Source organism: Dactylosporangium maewongense (assembly GCF_039531485.1).
Classification (GTDB): Bacteria; Actinomycetota; Actinomycetes; order Mycobacteriales; family Micromonosporaceae; genus Dactylosporangium; species Dactylosporangium maewongense.
The window spans coordinates 291,224-307,959 of the sequence record NZ_BAAAQD010000015.1 but is presented as its reverse complement, the minus strand read 5'-3'; the positions used below and the strand labels follow the sequence as shown (position 1 = coordinate 307,959).

Annotated in this window: 12 protein-coding genes; 8 read left to right on the top strand and 4 right to left on the bottom strand. The window is 74.1% G+C overall.

The window, feature by feature from the left end; translation table 11 throughout:
• Window positions 1–104 precede the first annotated feature (104 nt).
• The gene (locus tag ABD332_RS34410; protein ID WP_344506644.1) at window positions 105–1,808 is read left to right on the top strand and encodes a carbamoyltransferase N-terminal domain-containing protein; all 1,704 of its coding nucleotides are present in this window, start codon (window positions 105–107) and stop codon (window positions 1,806–1,808) included.
• Complete coding sequence (locus ABD332_RS34405) at window positions 1,805–2,044, top strand: hypothetical protein (RefSeq protein WP_344506642.1); 240 nt, start codon at window positions 1,805–1,807, stop codon at window positions 2,042–2,044. Before ABD332_RS34410 ends, ABD332_RS34405 begins: the two co-directional genes overlap by 4 nt.
• A gap of 70 nt (window positions 2,045–2,114) precedes the next feature.
• Here ABD332_RS34405 and ABD332_RS34400 read toward each other — a convergent pair whose 3' ends face one another.
• The 4 genes from ABD332_RS34400 to ABD332_RS34385 are packed head-to-tail and all read right to left on the bottom strand — an operon-like array spanning window position 2,115 to window position 7,043.
• Window positions 2,115–2,315, bottom strand: a complete 201-nt coding sequence (locus tag ABD332_RS34400; protein ID WP_344506640.1) for an MbtH family protein — start codon at window positions 2,313–2,315, stop codon at window positions 2,115–2,117.
• 14 nt (window positions 2,316–2,329) lie between these two features.
• Complete coding sequence (locus tag ABD332_RS34395; RefSeq protein WP_344506638.1) at window positions 2,330–4,864, bottom strand: non-ribosomal peptide synthetase; 2,535 nt, start codon at window positions 4,862–4,864, stop codon at window positions 2,330–2,332.
• The gene (locus ABD332_RS34390) at window positions 4,864–5,604 is read right to left on the bottom strand and encodes an aspartate/glutamate racemase family protein (protein ID WP_344506636.1); all 741 of its coding nucleotides are present in this window, start codon (window positions 5,602–5,604) and stop codon (window positions 4,864–4,866) included. Before ABD332_RS34390 ends, ABD332_RS34395 begins: the two co-directional genes overlap by 1 nt.
• On the bottom strand, window positions 5,583–7,043 hold the full coding sequence (locus tag ABD332_RS34385; RefSeq protein ID WP_344506634.1) for an NDP-hexose 2,3-dehydratase family protein: 1,461 nt from the start codon (window positions 7,041–7,043) through the stop codon (window positions 5,583–5,585). The genes ABD332_RS34390 and ABD332_RS34385 overlap by 22 nt, the downstream gene beginning before the upstream one ends.
• Window positions 7,044–7,255: 212 nt before the next feature.
• On the opposite strand from ABD332_RS34385, the gene ABD332_RS34380 reads away from it, so the two are divergent.
• From ABD332_RS34380 to ABD332_RS34355, 6 genes are read left to right on the top strand one after another with little or no spacing between them, the layout of a single operon-like run.
• Window positions 7,256–10,285, top strand: coding sequence for an amino acid adenylation domain-containing protein (locus ABD332_RS34380; RefSeq protein ID WP_344506632.1), 3,030 nt, complete (start codon window positions 7,256–7,258; stop codon window positions 10,283–10,285).
• A gap of 34 nt (window positions 10,286–10,319) precedes the next feature.
• A complete protein-coding gene (locus ABD332_RS34375) occupies window positions 10,320–10,811 on the top strand; it encodes a hypothetical protein (RefSeq protein WP_344506630.1) in 492 nt (163 codons plus the stop codon).
• Window positions 10,808–13,786: an amino acid adenylation domain-containing protein gene (locus tag ABD332_RS34370; protein ID WP_344506628.1), complete on the top strand. Its 2,979-nt coding sequence runs from the start codon at window positions 10,808–10,810 to the stop codon at window positions 13,784–13,786. The genes ABD332_RS34375 and ABD332_RS34370 overlap by 4 nt, the downstream gene beginning before the upstream one ends.
• Window positions 13,783–14,682 carry an ABC transporter ATP-binding protein gene (locus ABD332_RS34365; protein WP_344506626.1) on the top strand — a complete coding sequence of 300 codons (900 nt, stop codon included), beginning with the start codon at window positions 13,783–13,785 and terminating at the stop codon, window positions 14,680–14,682. Before ABD332_RS34370 ends, ABD332_RS34365 begins: the two co-directional genes overlap by 4 nt.
• Window positions 14,679–15,524 (top strand): ABC transporter permease, encoded by an 846-nt coding sequence (locus ABD332_RS34360; protein WP_344506624.1) that lies wholly within the window; start codon window positions 14,679–14,681, stop codon window positions 15,522–15,524. Before ABD332_RS34365 ends, ABD332_RS34360 begins: the two co-directional genes overlap by 4 nt.
• Window positions 15,524–16,723: a macrolide family glycosyltransferase gene (locus tag ABD332_RS34355; protein ID WP_344506622.1), complete on the top strand. Its 1,200-nt coding sequence runs from the start codon at window positions 15,524–15,526 to the stop codon at window positions 16,721–16,723. The genes ABD332_RS34360 and ABD332_RS34355 overlap by 1 nt, the downstream gene beginning before the upstream one ends.
• Window positions 16,724–16,736 lie beyond the last annotated feature (13 nt).

Genomic DNA, 16,736 nt, shown 5'->3' with positions numbered 1-16,736 from the left:
ATTTCCCAAGCTCAAAGCCGGTCCAATGGTCAGGGTCGGCGGTGCCGCACGCCAGGCGCACCACCCAACGACACGCACCGAGCGGCACGGCACAGGAGGCCTACGTGATCACAGCCGGGCTCAAATTCACGCAGAGCGGCGGCATCGCCCTGATCGACGGCGACCGTCTCGAGTTCAACATCGAGATGCAGAAGCTGGACAACAACTCCCGGTACAGCAACTTCGACGACCTGCAGCTGGTGCCGCGCATCCTGGCGGACCACGGCTACCAGGTGTCCGATGTGGACCACTGGGTCGTCGACGGCTGGGACGGTGCCCGCAACGGCCACATCAAGGTGCAGACGATCGCCGGCGCCGTCGACCTGACCGTCGCGCCCTACCGGGAGACGCCCGCCGTGCCCGACCCGGGCCGCCCCGCCCACCGCGGCGAGCTGAACATCGACGGCACCGTCCGGCCGTTCACCAGCTTCGTGCACGTCGCCAGCCACCTGTCCGTCGCCTACAGCACCAGCCCGTTCGCGGTCCGGCAGGAGCCGTCGATGGTGCTCGTCTGGGACGGCGGCTGCTTCCCGCGTCTGTACTGTGTGGACGGACGCGGCCGGATCGAGCCCGGCGGTGAGGTCTTCCCGCTGATCGGTCACACGTACTCGATGGCGTCGCAGCACTGGGGCCCGTACGCGCGGCGGGACAAGTCCCGCAACGTCGACGACCTGTCGGTGGCCGGCAAGCTGATGGCGTACATCGCCTACGGCAAGCCGAGCGACGCGGTGAAGGGCGTCCTCGCCGAGCGGTTCCACGAGCACTTCGAGGCCGACACCGACCGGGTCCGCAAGTACCGCGCGGCCATCATCGGCTGCGGCAGCAACGGCGAGCCGTCGCACGGCTACGTCCACGCGTTCCTCGACGACGTCGCCGCCGACGTCGCCCGGCTCGGCGTCAGCGACGACGACGTGCTCGCCACCGTCCACGAGTTCCTCGAGGAACTGCTGATGCACCGGGTCACCGCGAAGATCCGGGCGTGGAAGGGCGACGAGCCCTGGAACCTGTGCTTCGCCGGCGGCTGCGCGCTGAACATCAAGTGGAACAGCGCGCTGCGCGGCCACCCGATGATCAAGGCGATGTGGGTGCCGCCGTTCCCCGACGACTCGGGCTCGGCGATCGGGACCGCCTGCGCGCACCTCGGCGTCACCGGCGGCCTGCGCGCCATCGACTGGCACGTGCGCTCCGGCCCGCGCCTGCAGCCGACGCCGCAGATCCCGGCCGGCTGGTCCGCCGCCCCGTGCACCCCGGCGGAGCTCGGCCGGCTGCTGCACACCACCGGCGAGCCGGTCGTCGTGCTCAACGGCCGGGCCGAGCTCGGCCCGCGGGCCCTCGGCGGCCGCAGCATTCTCGCCGCGCCCGTCGAGGCGGCGATGAAGGACCGGCTCAACGAGATCAAGCGGCGCGAGCCGTTCCGCCCGGTGGCCCCGATCTGCCTGGAGGAGCACGCCCCGGAGGTCTTCTCGCCGGGCACCCCCGACCCGTACATGCTGTTCGAGCACGACGTGCGCCCGGCGTGGGTCGAGCGCATCCCGGCCGTGCTGCACCTGGACGGCACCGCCCGGCTGCAGACCGTGAGCCCGGCGCAGGACCCCGACCTGACCGAGATCCTCCGGGCGTACCACGAGGCCAGCGGCGTCCCCGTGCTCTGCAACACGAGCGCGAACTTCAACGGCAGCGGCTTCTTCCCCGACGCCGCCACCGCGATCGGCTGGGACAAGGTCGACCTGGTGTGGGAAGAGGGCACGCTCTACCGGCGAGCCACGTGACCGCGCCGTCCACACTGCCGCCGGCCCCGCTGCCGTCGCTGGACGACGCCGCGCTGCGGCACGTCACGCAGCTGCTGGACGAGCTGCGGGGGACCGTCCAGGTCGCCCGGTGCACCGGCACCGCCGGGCGGGTCGACCGGATCGAGGACGCCCTCGCCCAGGCGCGGGCCGTGTCCGCGACGCTGCGCACCGCTTTGATCAGCGCCCGGGATCAGTCCGCAACCCCCTCGGACTGACCCCACCGGCGCACAGCAACGGGCCGGCACCCCGACTCCTCCCGTCGGTGGTGCCGGCCCGTTGGCCGTTCTACTGCGCGGCGCGGGCCGCGACGGACTCGCGCAGGCTGCGCGGCCGCAGGTCGGTCCACACCTCGCCGATGCGGGCGAGGCAGGCGGCGCGGGTGCCGACGGTGCCCTCGTCCCGCCACCCGGGCGGGTTCGTCATGTCCGACGGCATGATTGAGTACTGCTCCTCGTCGTTGCGCACCACGCGGAAGGCGTCGTTCATGGGAGGTTCCTCTCTCAGACGGCCGCGTCGGCCGGTGCGGACAGCTCGGCGATCAGCGCCGCCTCGACGACCGCGGCGAACGCGCCCGCCGTCTGGTGGTCCAGGACCGCACGGACCGGCACGTCGATCTCCAGGGTCGCCTTCAGGCGGGCGATGAGCTGGGTGATGAGCAGCGAGTGCCCACCGAGGTCGAAGAAGTTGTCGTCGAGGCCGACCTGGTCGACCCCGAGCAGCTCCGCCCACGTCGCGGCGATCGCCTTCTCCGCGGCCGTCGACGGCGCCACGTACGGTGGGCGGGCCGGCCCGTCGTCGCCGGGCTCCGGCAGCGCGCGGCGGTCCAGCTTGCCGTTGGCGGTCACCGGCAGCTCGTCCAGGGTCATGACGTGCGCCGGCACCATGTACGCGGGCAGCAGCGTGGCGACGTGCTCGCGGATGTCGCGCGGGTCCGGGTAGACGCCGGGCTCCGGCACGACGTAGGCGACGAGCTGCGCGTCCGCGCGGGCGCCGTGGACCGCGGCGACGGCGGTGGCGATCCCGGGCAGCGTCGCCAGGGCCGCCTCGACCTCGCCGAGCTCGATGCGGAACCCGCGGACCTTCACCTGCTGGTCCTGCCGGCCGAGGAACTCGATGGTGCCGTCCGCCCAGTACCGGGCCCGGTCACCGGTGCGGTACAGCCGCGCGCCCGGCCGCCCCGACAGGTGGTCGGGGACGAACTTCGCCGCGGTGAGCTCGGCGTCGCCGTGGTAGCCCAGAGCCAGGCAGTCGCCGCCGATGAACAGGTCGCCGGGGGCGCCGACCGGGGCGGGCCGCAGCGCGGCGTCCAACACGTAGTAGTGCGCGTTGGCGATCGGGCGGCCGTACGGCACGCTCGTCCACGCCGGGTCGACGGCGCCGACGGGGAACGAGTTGGACCAGATCGCCGCCTCGGTGGCGCCGCCGAGCGCGACGATCTCGCAGCCGGGGAACGCGCCGCGGACCGCGTCCGGCAGGGTCAGCGGCACCCAGTCGCCGCTGAGGAACACCAGCCGCAGCCGGCTGGCGGTGGTCGCGGCGCGCAGCGCGAACAGCGGCTCCAGCTGCTGCAGCGCCGCCGGGGCGGAGTCCCAGAAGGTGATCGGCTCGCTGTCCAGGACGGTCAGCAGCCGCTGCGGGTCGCGGACCTCCGCGTCGGAGGCGACACGGATGCTGCCGCCGGCGGCGAGGACGCCGAAGACGTCGTACACCGACAGGTCGAAGCCGAGCGAGGTGACGAACAGGACGCGGTCGGCGGGACCGACCGCGTGCGTCTCGTTGACCCAGTCGATGAGGTTGACCACCGGGGCGTGGGTCAGCACGACCCCCTTCGGCGTGCCGGTCGAGCCGGACGTGAAGATGACGTACGCGACGTCGGTGTCGACCGCCCGGCGCGGTGCCGGGGCGTCTGCGGCGGGCTCGGCGAGGGCCCAGGTGTCGTCGGGGCCGAGGCCGGGCGCGCCGAGCCACAGCACCTCACGGACCGCCGGCACCGCCTCGGTGACGGCGTGCACGGTCGGCAGCGCCGCCGGGTCGGTGAGCACCACCGGCACCCGCAGCGTCCGCAGCAGCCCCCGGATGCGCTCCACCGGCTGCGCCGCGTCGACGGGGGCGTAGGCGGCGCCGGCCTTGAGCACGCCGAGCAGCGCCACCACGGTCTGTACTGTCCGGGACAGGTGCAGGGCGACGAAGTCGCCGGGGCCGACCCCGGCCGCGGCGAGGCGGCGCGCGAGGCGATCGGCGGCGGCGTCGAGCTGCGCGTAGGTCAGCCGGTCCGCGCCCTGCAGCACGGCGACCGCGTCGGGGGTGAGGGCGGCCTGCCGCTCGAACAGCTCGTGGATGCAGCGGCCGGCCTCCCGGCCGGTGGTGGTCGCGTTCCACTGCCGCACCGCGCGGTGCCGCTCGAACCCTGACTGCGGGCCGACGTCGCGCAGCCGCGCGGTGACCGGCGCGGCGGCGACGGCGGCGAGGAGCTGGCTGGCGTGCACCAGCAGCAGCCGGACGTCGGCCTCGGTGAGCAGGTCGGCCGGCGCGCTCAGCCGCAGCCGCCCGCCCGGCCCCGCCAGGTCGGCCTGGAGCAGCACCAGGTCCGCCGGGTCCGGCACCGGCCGGCCGCAGCGCACGAGCGACGTGCTGTGCGGCAGCTGCGAGGCGGGAACGCCGGCGTGCCGGACGTTGGCCGCGTACTGCTCGGCGGCGTCGCGCAGGTGCGCCGACAGCAGCCGCGCCGGGACGGGACGGACGCGGACCGGCACGGGCTCGGTGGTGTCGCCGTCGACGAGCGCGCCGTGCACGACGTCGTCGGCGCCGGCCTGGACGGCCAGCAGGAGCCCCCACGCGGCCACGACGAGGTCCTCGGCGCGCAGCCCGAGGCGCCCGGCGGCGGCGGTGAGCTGCGCGGTCTGCGCGGGATCCCAGGCCACCGACGCGGCGTGCACGGTGCCGGGCCGCCGGACCTGCCGCTGCGGCGTCAGTGTCGTCGGCTCCTCGAAGCCGTGCAGGAGATCCCGCCAGTACTGCTGAGCGGTGGGTAACATCAGTCAGTCTCCTCGTCCGTGAGTTTCCTCAGGCCGGTGGCGATGCCGAGCAGGGGGTCGAGGACGACCGGACCCCCACCGTGCGCCCGCCGCCAGCGGGTGACCAGATGCATCTCGGTGCAGCCGGCGATGACGCCCTGGCAGTCGAAGCGGTCCGCGAGGCGCTCGAAGCGCTCGACCAGCTCCGCGCTGACCGGTTCGCGTTTCAGCCGGTAGAGCAGGTAGTGGATCTCGTCCTGGGCGTCCGGCGGCGGGACCACGACCCGGTGCGCGACCGCCGGCCAGTGGGCCGACCGTTCGAACGTGCGGGCCTTGCGGGTGCCGGTCGTCGCGAGCATCAGGAACCGCCCCTCGCCCGCCACGTCCAGCTCGGCGAAGACCGCGTCGACGACGGAGATCAGCCGGGCCCGCAGGCCGGGGTCGAGCCGGTCGATCAGGTGGTGCGCGGTGACACACGTCATCACCACCCGGGTCGCGCCGAGCCGCACGAGCGCCTCGATGCGGTCGGAGACGAGCCGGGTCAGCTCCTCTGTGTGTCCGGACAGGATCGCCTCGGTGCGGTCCGGCATCGCCGGGTCGGAGTCGAGCAGGCAGCGGGGCAGCTGCTGCTCCGCCGCCGGCGCGACCTGCTCGACAGCGACCTCGTAGACGGTCTGCAGGAACGCCGCCGAGGCGAGCGGGCCCATGCCCCCGAGGACGCCGAGGACCGGTGCCGCTGTCACCACAGGGTGTGCAGGCACGCGAGGAGGCTGCGGGCCTCGACGTTGAGGCAGTTGCCGAAGCGCAGCAGCGTCATCAGCTGGTGCACGGTGAGCCACATGAAGTTCGGCGGCGGTGTCACCGGGAACGTGTCCTCGACCTCGATGACCTGGTAGCGGTTGAGGGCGTGCAGGAAGCGGCCGCCCTCCTCCGACAGCCACGTGTCGAAGCGGATCTGCCGCTGCGGCGCGTCCAGCACGTAGTCGAGGAACTGCGGCCGGTGCGCCGTCGGCAGCGTCCGGAAGGTCTGCGGCGTGCAGTGCAGCGTCGGCGCGGCCTCCACGATGTCCAGCGCGCCAGCGGCCGGCCGGGCCTGCAGCAGGACGTGCAGCACGCCGTCGATGCGCCGGACCAGGAACGCCAGCCGGCCGGGCGCCGCCGGCCGCAGCAGTGGCTGCATCCACGCGCCGACCTCGCGGTCCTTGGCGCGCACGTCGACGCCGACGATGCTGAAGTACCCGCCGGACAGGTGGGCGATCTCGTCGGCGCCGCGGTGCCAGCCGGCGGTGTCCAGCAGCGGGATGCGGCGCTGGGTGAGCTCGAAGCGGGCCTTGTTCTCCGTCAGCCAACTGATCGCGTCGGTCACCGTGTGTACGGCGGATGCCTCCGGGTCCAGCGACCGGATCAGCGCGGACCGGAACGGGTCGTCGCCGCCGGTGTCGGACTCCGGCCGGGCGAACGGCATGATGGACAGCACCGTGCGGGCGTCCATGTTGACGACGTCGTCGAGCGCCAGCAGCTGCTGCACCTGCCCGACGGTCATCCAGCAGAAGCCGGGCAGCACCTCGATGTCGTCGTAGGCGTCGGCCTCGACGACGATGTTGCGGTTGCGCTTGTGCAGGAACCAGCCGCCCTGCTCCGACTGCAGCGAGTCGGCGACGACCCGCCCGCGCCGGGGCGCGACGAAGTGCTCCAGGTAGGGGATCGCCCGGCCCTGGTGCACCCGCGTGTAGTTGCTGCGGGTCGCCTGCACCGTCGGGGACAGCTGCACCAGGTTCCGGTTGCCCGGCTCCATCTTGGCCTGCATCAGGCAGTGCAGGACGCCGTCGAACTCCTTGACGAGGATGCCGAGGATGCCGATCTCGCGCTGCACGATGATCGGCTGCGTCCACGACGGCACCCGGAACGGCTGCAGGCCGACGTGCAGCCCCTCGATGGTGAAGAACCGTCCACTGTGGTGCACCAGGTTGCCGGAGTCCTCGGTGAACCGCCAGCCCTGCAGCTTGTCGAACGGGACGCGCTCCACGGCGTACGACTGCAGCTCCCGCTGCTCGCCGAGCCAGCGCAGGCACTCGTCGGTGGACCGGAACCGGCCCTGTGCCGTCGCCGACGCGGTGAACCGCTCGGCGAGCGACCCGCGGCCGTCACCGGCTCCGGGCTGGTCTCGGCGCAGATCCAGCAGTGAAGATGCTCGAGTCACGTGCCACCTCCTCGGTGCTGCCGTCGCACGGCTGCAGGGCACGGCGTGGCGACGATCTCCACCACGCCGACCGCACGCTACGACGCCGCCGCGCGCGTGGCTGTGGATGCACAGCACGACTGGTCGTCTTCACAGTCTTGGCCGCCCGCGGCGGCCCGATCCGGGCCTGCTCTAAGGAATCCACCAGGACCGGCGCTGTTAGAAACGGACCCATGAGCGTTCGGGGCCGTGCCTCCAGGAAACCGGTGTCGGCCAGCGACCGCTGGTGGCTCGCGCACCCGGACACCATCTCGCCGGTCATCCAGACCGTCGTGGAGGGGGCCGGGTCGATCGACGCCGACGCGCTGCGCGCCGCCGTCACCACGGTGGCCGCGGCCTGCCCCGACACGGCCCTGCGGTACACCCGCAAGGCCTGGCTCGCCGGCGGCACCCCGCCGCGGGTCCGGGCAGTCGGCGGCACCGCCGACGGGGTCGCCGTCGCCGACGTGGCCGCCCTGCACGACCCGCTGCCGACGCCGGACGGCGCCTGGTGCGAGGTGCTGTACTGCCCGGGCGACCCGGCCGCCGTCGTCTTCCGCGCGTCCCACGCCGTCATGGACTGGCCGGGGATGGCGCTGTGGATCGCCGACGTGTTCCGGGCGCTGCGCGGCGAGAAGCCGCTCGGCGCCGCCGACGACCTCACCGAGGACGACGTCTTCGCCCGCTTCCCGGCGCCGGAGCAGAAGCCGCCGAACCCGAAGATCGAGTGGACGTCGCCGCTCGGCCAGCCCGCGGGCGAGAAGCGCACCGCCTGGGCCCGGCGGACCGTCGACGGCTACCACCGCGGCCTCGTCGCGCAGGTCGCCGCGGCGCTCACCGCCGCCTACGACCTGCCTTCGGCGCGCTTCGCGGTCGCGTTCGACCTGCGCCGGCACGTCCCCGGCGTCCGCAGCACCGGCAGCCTGTCGCAGGTCGAGCTCTTCGACTGCGCCGCCGGCGAGCCGTGGGAGGCGTTTCACGAGCGGGTCCTCACCGCGATGGCCGAGGGCCGCGAGGTCAGCGGCCGCATCGAGTCGGGCCTGCTGAAGCTGCCCCGGCCGATCCTGCGCTCGCTGGTGAAGGCCATGGAGAAGAGCCCGCCGGAGAAGCGCCGGTACGCGTCCGCGACGGTCCTGGCGCACCTCGGCCGGATCGAGCCGGAGCAGCTCTGCACGGACGGGTTCGAGGCCCGCACCCTGTACCCGGTGCCGCTGCTCACCGCGGCGAGCCCGCCCGACCTGAACCTCGTCGAGTGCGGCGGCCGCACCGAGCTGACCCTGACCTGGCGCGACGGCCCAGGCAGCACGGAGCGGATGCAGGCCGTCCTCGACGCCGTCGCCGAGGCCCTGTCACCGGAAGAGATCCGGCACTGGGACGGCAACGCGACGGACGCGACCGGTACGCCCGGCGACCCGGCGACCGTGGTCCAGCGGCTGCGCCAGGTCGTCGCGAGCCGGCCCGACGCCGAGGCGCTGCGCTGGCCCGGCGGCCGCCTCACCTTCGCCGAGCTGGACGCCCGCTCCGAGGTCGTCGCGGCCCGGCTGCTGGAGCTCGGCGCCGGCCGCGGCTCGGTCGTCGGCCTGCTCGCGGACCGGTCGATGTGGGCGATCGCCGGCATGTGGGGCGTGCTGAAGGCCGGCGCCGCCTACCTGCCGCTGGACGTGCAGCACCCTGATGCCCGCCTGGCCGGCCTGCTCGCCGACGCCGGCGCGCGGGTCTGCCTGGTGCAGGGCGAGTACGCCGAGCGGCCCGTCGCCGGCCCCGGCTGCACCGTCGTACGGCTGGACGAGCTGGCCACCGGCGGGGTGCCGCCCGTCGACGTCACGCCGGCCCCGGGCGACCTCGCGTACGTCATCTACACGTCCGGCTCGACGGGCCGGCCGAAGGGCGTGGAGATCGAGCACGCCGCCCTCGCCAACTACGTCGACTGGACCACCGACCGCTTCGGCTGCGGCCCCGGCACCGCGTTCGCCGTGTTCACGTCGCTCGCCTTCGACCTGTCCAACACGGCGTTGTTCACCCCGATGCTCGCCGGCGGCACGCTCGTGCTGGTCCCGGACGAGCCCAACCACCTCACGCTGCGGCACCTGCTGGAGCACTCGGGCGCCGACACGCTGTCGCTGACCCCGTCGCACCTGGACCTGATCGGCCAGCTCGACGTGCGCCCGGCCGGTTTCAGGGCTCTCGTCGTCGTCGGCGAGCAGCTGCGCTCGGCGGTCGCGGCCCGGGCCCGGTCGATGTTCGGCCCCGGCTGCCGCGTCCTCAACATGTACGGGCCGACGGAGGCGACCGTCGGGCTGACGCTGCACGAGTGCGGCGAGGCCGACGACGCGGGCCCGGCGGTGCCGATCGGGCTGCCGATGGACAACTGCACCGTGCACCTGCTCGACCCGCAGCGGCGCTTCGTCGCGGCGGGGGAGACCGGGGAGATGTACCTCGGCGGCGCCCAGCTGGCCCGCGGCTACCGCAACCGCCCCGACCTCACCCGCGAGCGGTTCGTGCACCTCGCCGACGGCACCCGCGTGTACCGCACCGGCGACCTGGCCCGCGTGCGCCCCGACGGCGAGCTGGAGTTCATCGGCCGCTCCGACGACCAGGTCAAGGTCAACGGCTACCGGATCGAGCCGGCCGAGATCGCCGAGGTGCTGCAGCGCCACCCGGCGGTGCGGGCCGCGGTCGTCGTCGCCCGGACCCGCCCCGGCGCCGAGCACAAGCAGCTGTACGGGTACGTGGTGCTCGAACCCGGCGCGGAGGCCGCCGACTGGGACGCGTTCCTCGGCGAGCACCTGCCGCGGTACATGGTGCCGACCGCGACGACCGTCATCGACGCCGTGCCGCACAACGCCAACGGCAAGGTCGACGTCGCCGCGCTGCCGGACCCGCTCCATCAGGAGGCGGCGCTGCCGGACCCGCTCCGTCAGGAGGCCGCGCGGGTGGCCGCGACGGACGACGAGGTGCAGTCGGCGGTCGCCCGCATCTGGGCCACGACGCTGAGCCTCGGCGACACCCGCCTCGACCCCGCGGCCGACTTCCACCACCTCGGCGGCAACTCGGTGCAGCTGCTCGCCATGCTCGCCGGGGTGTCCCGCGACGTCGTCGGCGCCGCCGCCGAGCGGGCGTTCATGGCCGAGCTCGGCCGCATCATCCGCGAACCCACGCTGGCGCGGGTCAGCGACATCGCCCGCCAGGCCCGCGACGGGGCACTGGTGCCCGCGGCCGGCTGACCGATCCACCCACCAGCACGACCGGGGAGGCACCATGACCGCACTGACACTCAGCCGTGACAACGCCAGGGGTGCCTACATACTCACCGGGCCCGACGGGACCGTGCTCGGCTCGCTCGCCGCCGACCGCCGCTTCCGCCACGGCGAGACCGTCACCGCCGCGGGCAGCGTCGCGGTGCACAGCGGCGGGCTGCGCCGCCGCTCGGCGTGCGCCGGCGACGAGGACGCACCCGTGCTGCGGCTCGACCCGGACGGCAGCGTCGTCCCCGGCCTGCCCGGGGCGCGCTGGGAGGTGACCCGCGACCGGACCCGGTTCACCGGCACGCTGAGCGCCGCAGGGGTGAGCGTCGTCGTCACCGTCCCCGCGGGCGGCAACGGGCCGCTGGCCGCCGACGTGCGGGGTGAGGTCCCCGGCTGGGACCTGGTCGTGCTCACCGCGGCGTTCGCGCTGCTGGCCCGCCGCCGCGCCGACACCATGCTCACCGCGGCGCTGGTCAGCGTCGCCACCGGCGGAGCCGGCCGGTGACCGCGGACGTCCGGGACGCGGTGACGGCGCCCGCGGACACCGGCTACCGGCGGGCCGTGTCGGCGACCGACTGGTGGTTCGTCGCGCACCCGCGCCGGATCCCGCCGGTCATCCAGACCGTCGTCGAGGGCACGGGCACCGTCGACGTCGCGGCGCTCACCGCCGCCGTGGCGGCCGCCGGTGCCGCGAACCCCGGCAGCCGGCTGCGGCGGCAGGGACAGTGGTGGGTCGACTCCGGCCGCGCGCCAGGGGTACGGGTGATCGACGGCTGCACCGGTCCGATCGCCGATGTCGCCGCCCTGCACGACCCGCTGCCGACGCCGGACGGCGCCTGGTGCGAGGTGCTGTGGTGCCCCGGCGACCGCCCGGCGCTGGTGTTCCGCGCCTCCCACGCGGTGATGGACGGCCGGGGCAAGGCGATGTGGATCGCCGACGTCTTCCGGGCCCTGCGCGGCGAGCCCCTCGCGGGCGCCACCGGCACCGTCACCGACGGCGACGTCTTCGACCGGCTCGGCATCACCAACGCCGAGAGCAAGCCCGACGTGTGGTTCCCGTCGCCGCTCGGGCGGCCGGGCCGCGGCCGGCGCACCGTCTGGGCCAGGCGGACCGTCGACGGCTACCACCCGGCGCTGACGGCGAAGGTCGCGGCCGCGCTGCGGGACGCGTACGGCCTGGACACCGCGCGCTTCGCGGTCGCCTTCGACCTGCGCCGGCACGCGCCGGAGACCCGCACCACCGGCAACCTGCTGCAGACCGAGCTGTTCGACCTCGAGGCCGGCGAGCCGTGGGAGGCGCTGCACGAGCGGCTCCTCGCCGCGATGGCGCAGCGCCGCGAGGTCACCTGGCGGCTGGACCCCAACCTGCTGAAGATGCCCGTCCCGGCGCTGCGGACCCTGATCCGGTTCATGGAGTCCGGCCGCAAGGACCGGCACGCGTCCGCGACCGTGCTGTCGCACCTGGGCCGCGCCGACCTCGCCGAGCACTCCACCGCGACGTTCGAGGCGCGGACCACGTACCTGCTGCCGCTGCTCGCCGCGGTCAGCGCGCCGGAGGTCAACACCGTCGAATGCGGCGGCCGCACCGAGCTGACCCTCACCTGGCGGGACGGCCCGGGCGTCAAGGAACGCATGGAGGCGGTCCTGGACGCCGTCGCCTCGTCGCTGGCACCACCCGCGCCGCGCCCCGCCGTTGTGGACGCCGCGCCCGGTTGGACCGTGGTCGACCGGTTCGCCGAGGTGGTCGCCGCGCATCCGGACGCCGTGGCGCTGCGCTGGCCCGGCGGCTCGATGACGTTCGCCGAGCTCGACGCCCGCTCCGACGTCGTCGCGGCCCGGCTGGCGGCCGGTGGCGTCGGCCGCGGGGCGGTCGTCGGGCTGCTCGCCGACCGTTCCATGTGGACGATCGCCGGGCTGTGGGGCGTGCTGAAGGCCGGTGCGGCGTACCTGCCGCTGGACGCCGGGCACCCCGACGCCCGCATCGCCGCCCTCCTCGCCGACGCGGGCGCGGCCGTGTGTCTGGTGCGCGCGGCGGACGCGGCCCGGACCCCGGCCGGCTGCACCACCGTCGTCCTCGACGACCTGCCCGCGGACGGTGCGAACCCCGTCGCGGTGAAACCGTCCGGCGGCGACCTGGCGTACGTGATCTACACATCCGGCTCGACCGGCGCGCCGAAGGGCGTCGAGATCGAGCACCGCGCCCTCGCCAACTACGCCGACTGGGCCGGCCGGGTGTTCGCCGTCGACGAGGACACGCACTTCGCGCTCTTCACCTCGCCGGCCTTCGACCTGCCGAACACGGCGCTGTTCCTGTCGACGCTCGCCGGCGGCACCCTCGTGCTGGTCCCCGGCGAGCCCAGCCACGTGACCCTTCGGCACCTGCTGGAGGAGTCCGGGGCCAACGCGCTGAAGCTCACCCCGTCACACCTGGACCTCATCGGCCGCCTCGACGTCGCCCCCGCCGGCTTCCGCCTGCTGGTCGTCGGCGGCGAGCCGCTGCGCCCGGCCGTCGCCGCCCGCGCCAAGGCCCAGTTCGGGTCCGGGACCCGGCTGTTCAACCACTACGGGCCGACCGAGGCCACCGTCGGCTGCGTCGTGCACGCCCACCACGCCGGGCGCTACGACACCGCCACGGTGCCGATCGGCCGGCCCGCCGCGAACTGCGCCGTCCACGTCCTGGACGCCGACCGGCGCCCGGTCGCCGAGTGCGGGACCGGCGAGCTGCACATCGGCGGCGCCCAGCTGGCCCGCGGCTACCGGGGGCGGCCCGACCTCACCAGCGAACGGTTCGTGCGCCTCGCCGACGGCACCCGCGTCTACCGCACCGGCGACCTCGCCCGGGTCCTGCCCAGCGGCGAGATCGAGTGCCTCGGCCGGGCCGACGACCAGGTGAAGATCGCCGGCCACCGGGTCGAACCCGCCGAGGTTGCCGCGGCCCTGGAGGCGCACCCCGAGGTGCAGCGGGCGGTCGTCGTGGCCCGCCCCGCACCGGCCGGCGCCGGCAAGGTCCTGTGCGCCTACGTCGCCGCATACCCGGGCACCGATCTGGAGGAGCTGCGGGCCTTCCTGGCCGGGTCGTTGCCGCGGTACCTGCTGCCGGCCTCCCTGCACCGGGTCGACGCGTTCCCGCAGACTCCCAACGGCAAGATCGACCTGTCGGCGCTGCCTGCGCCGTTCGCCGGGGCCGCGACCCTGAACGAGGACGCCGACGACGTCCGCGACGCCGTGGCGAAGGTGTGGGCGAAGGTTCTGGACGTCGACCCCGGACGGATCGACGGCGGCACCGACTTCCACCAGCTCGGCGGCGACTCAGTACTGCTGCTGGCCATGCTCGCCGGGGTCTGCGACGAGGTCGTCGGCGCCGCCGGGGAGGCCGCGTTCATGGCCGAGCTCGGCCGCATCATCCGCCGGCCGACCCTCGACGGGGTCAGCGCCGTTGCCCGCGAAACGCTGCAAACGACAGATGAGGGGGCGCCGTGAGGCCGCTCGGAGAAAGCCCGGCGATCGAGGTGCGCGGGCTGCGCAAGCTGTACGGCGAAACGGTCGCGCTGCACGACATCGACTTCGAGGTCCACCGCGGCGAGATCTTCGCCGTCCTCGGGCCCAACGGCGCCGGCAAGACCACCACCGTGGAGATCCTGGAAGGGTTCCGCCCGCGCGACGGCGGCACCGTCGAGGTCCTCGGCCAGGACCCGTTCCGGGCCGGCGAGGAGTGGCGGGCCCGCATCGGCGTGGTCCTGCAGACCACCGGCGAGTTCGAGGACCTCAACGTCGGGGAGGTGGTGCGGCACTTCGCCCGCTACTACCCCGACGCGCAGGACCCCGACGCGCTCATCGACCGGGTCGGGCTGACCGAGAAGCGCGACGCCCGCGCCTCCAAGCTCTCCGGCGGCCAGCAGCGCCGCCTCGACGTCGCGCTCGGCATCATCGGCCGGCCCGAGGTGCTGTTCCTCGACGAGCCGACGACCGGCTTCGACCCGCAGAGCCGGCGCGACTTCTGGCAGCTGATCCGCGACCTGGCCGCCGGCGGCACCACGATCGTGCTGACCACGCACTACCTGGAGGAGGCCGAGCAGCTCGCCGACCGGGTCGCGGTCATCGCCGGCGGCCGCATCGTCGACATCGGCGTGCCGCAGACCCTCGGCGGCCGCGACACCGAGGCCACCGTCGTGTCGTGGATGGGCCCCGACGGGCCCGAGACCGTGCACACCACCACGCCCACGAAGTTCGCCGCGGACCTGCACGCCAGGCTCGGCGGGGAGGCGCCCGGGCTCACCGTGCACCGGCCCAGCCTCGAGGACGTCTACCTGCAGATGATCGGCGCCGCCGGTACCCCGGCCGCTGTGACTGCCGCTGTGACTACGGAGGACCGATGACCGCCCTGACCGCCGCACCGGCCCGGCGCCTGCCCCGCGCCCGGCTGCGGCGCATCGTCTCGCTCGGCCTCTACCGCGGCCAGCTGGAGCTGCTGCAGTTCTTCCGCGGCACCGAGACCGTGGTGTTCTCCCTGCTGTTCCCGGTCTTCGCGCTGGTCATCTTCAGCTCGATGTTCGACGGCGAGATCGCCCCCGGCGTCACCTACAGCGACTACCTGGTGCCCGGCATCATCGCGACGGGTCTCATGGTCACCGGCTTCCAGACCCTGGCCATCTCGATCGCGATCGAGCGGGACCGCGGCGGGCTGAAGCGGATCGCGGCCACCCCGATGCCCCGCTCCGCGTACTTCATCGGCAAGGTCATCATGGTGCTCGTCACCAGCGTCGTGGAGACCGCGGTGCTGATCGCGGTATCGGTGCTGCTGTACGGCACACACCTGCCCGGCACCGCCGACGCGTGGTTCACCTTCGGCTGGGTCAGCATCCTCGGCGTCACCGCCTGCGCCCTGTGCGGCATCGCGCTGTCGTCGCTGCCCCGCAACAGCCGCTCCGCGCCCGCCGTCGTCGCGCCGTTCGCGTTCGTGCTGCAGTTCATCTCCGGCGCCGCGCTCGTCTTCACCGACCTGCCGGCGTGGCTGCAGTGGGTCGCGTCGGTGTTCCCGCTCAAGTGGATGTGCCAGGGCCTGCGCTCGGTGTTCCTGCCCGACAGCTACGCCGCCCACGAGGCCGCGCACAGCTGGCAGCTCGGCTGGGTCGCAGTGTCCCTCGGCGGCTGGGTCGTCCTCGGCACGATCCTTTGCCTGGTCACGTTCCGGTGGACGAAGACCCGGGACGGTGGCTGATGGCGCACATCGCCTTCTTCACCCCGCCGTCGGCGGGCCACCTCAACCCGACCCTCGGCCTCGCCGCCGAGCTGCTGCGCCGCGGCCACCGCGTCACCTACGCCACCACCGCCGAATACGCGGCCCGCGCCGGCGAGGTCAGCTCCGACGTCGTCGAGTACCAGGAGCGTTTCGCCGGCGACTTCCGCTCCTTCCAGTTCTCCGGCCGCAGCCTCGTCGACGCCATGGCCGCCAGCCTCGCCGAGACGGAGGCGCTGCTGCCGGTGCTGCGCGACGCGTTCCCGCACCCGCCCGACGCCGTCGTCTACGACAACGCCGCCTGGTGGGGCCGGCTGCTCGCCGCCGAGTGGAAGACCCCGGCCGTGCAGGTCTCGCCGATGCTCGTCTCCAACGACCACTGGTCGATGAGCGAGCGGTACACCAAACTCAGCGCCCTGCAGCCGCGGCTGTGGCTGTTCCTGGCCCGCCTCGGCGGCCTCCTGCGCAAGCTCGGCACCGACGTCACCGCGAAGCAGCTGCTGACCGGCGACGGCGCGCCCCGGCGGGTGGTGTTCATCCCGCGGGAGTTCCAGTTCCGCGGCGAGACGTTCGACGACACCTACCGCTTCGTCGGGCCCTGCCTGTTCGAGCGCAGGTTCCTCGGCACCTGGGAGCGCACCGACGACCGCCGGCCGCTGATCCTCGTCACCCTCGGCACCATCTACAACCAGAACCCGCAGTTCTTCCGCACCTGTATGGACGCGTGCGCGGACCTCGGCGGGCACGTCGTCATCGCCGTCGGCGACGGCGTCGACCTCGACGCGCTCGGCACCCCGCCGCCCAATGTGGAGCTGCGGCGGTTCGTCGCCCAGCTGCACGTGCTGGAGCACGCCGACCTGTTCATCACCCACGCCGGGATGGGCAGCACCATGGAGGCGCTGTACCACGGCGTGCCGATGCTCGCCGTGCCGCAGATGGCCGAGGAGCGGGCGAACGCCGACCGGATCGCCGAGGTCGGCGCCGGCCGGGTCCTCGCCACCGACGGGCTCACCGCGCCGGCGCTGCGCGCCGAGATCGAGCGGATGCTCGCCGACACCGCGATCCGGCGCCGGGCACTGGAGCTGCGCGACGCCACCCGGGCCGCCGGCGTCGCGGCGGCGGCCGCCGACTGCGTCGAGGCCTCGCTGCACGAGGCAGCGGCTCTTGAACCATCGAACTGAGAGGACAGGCCCC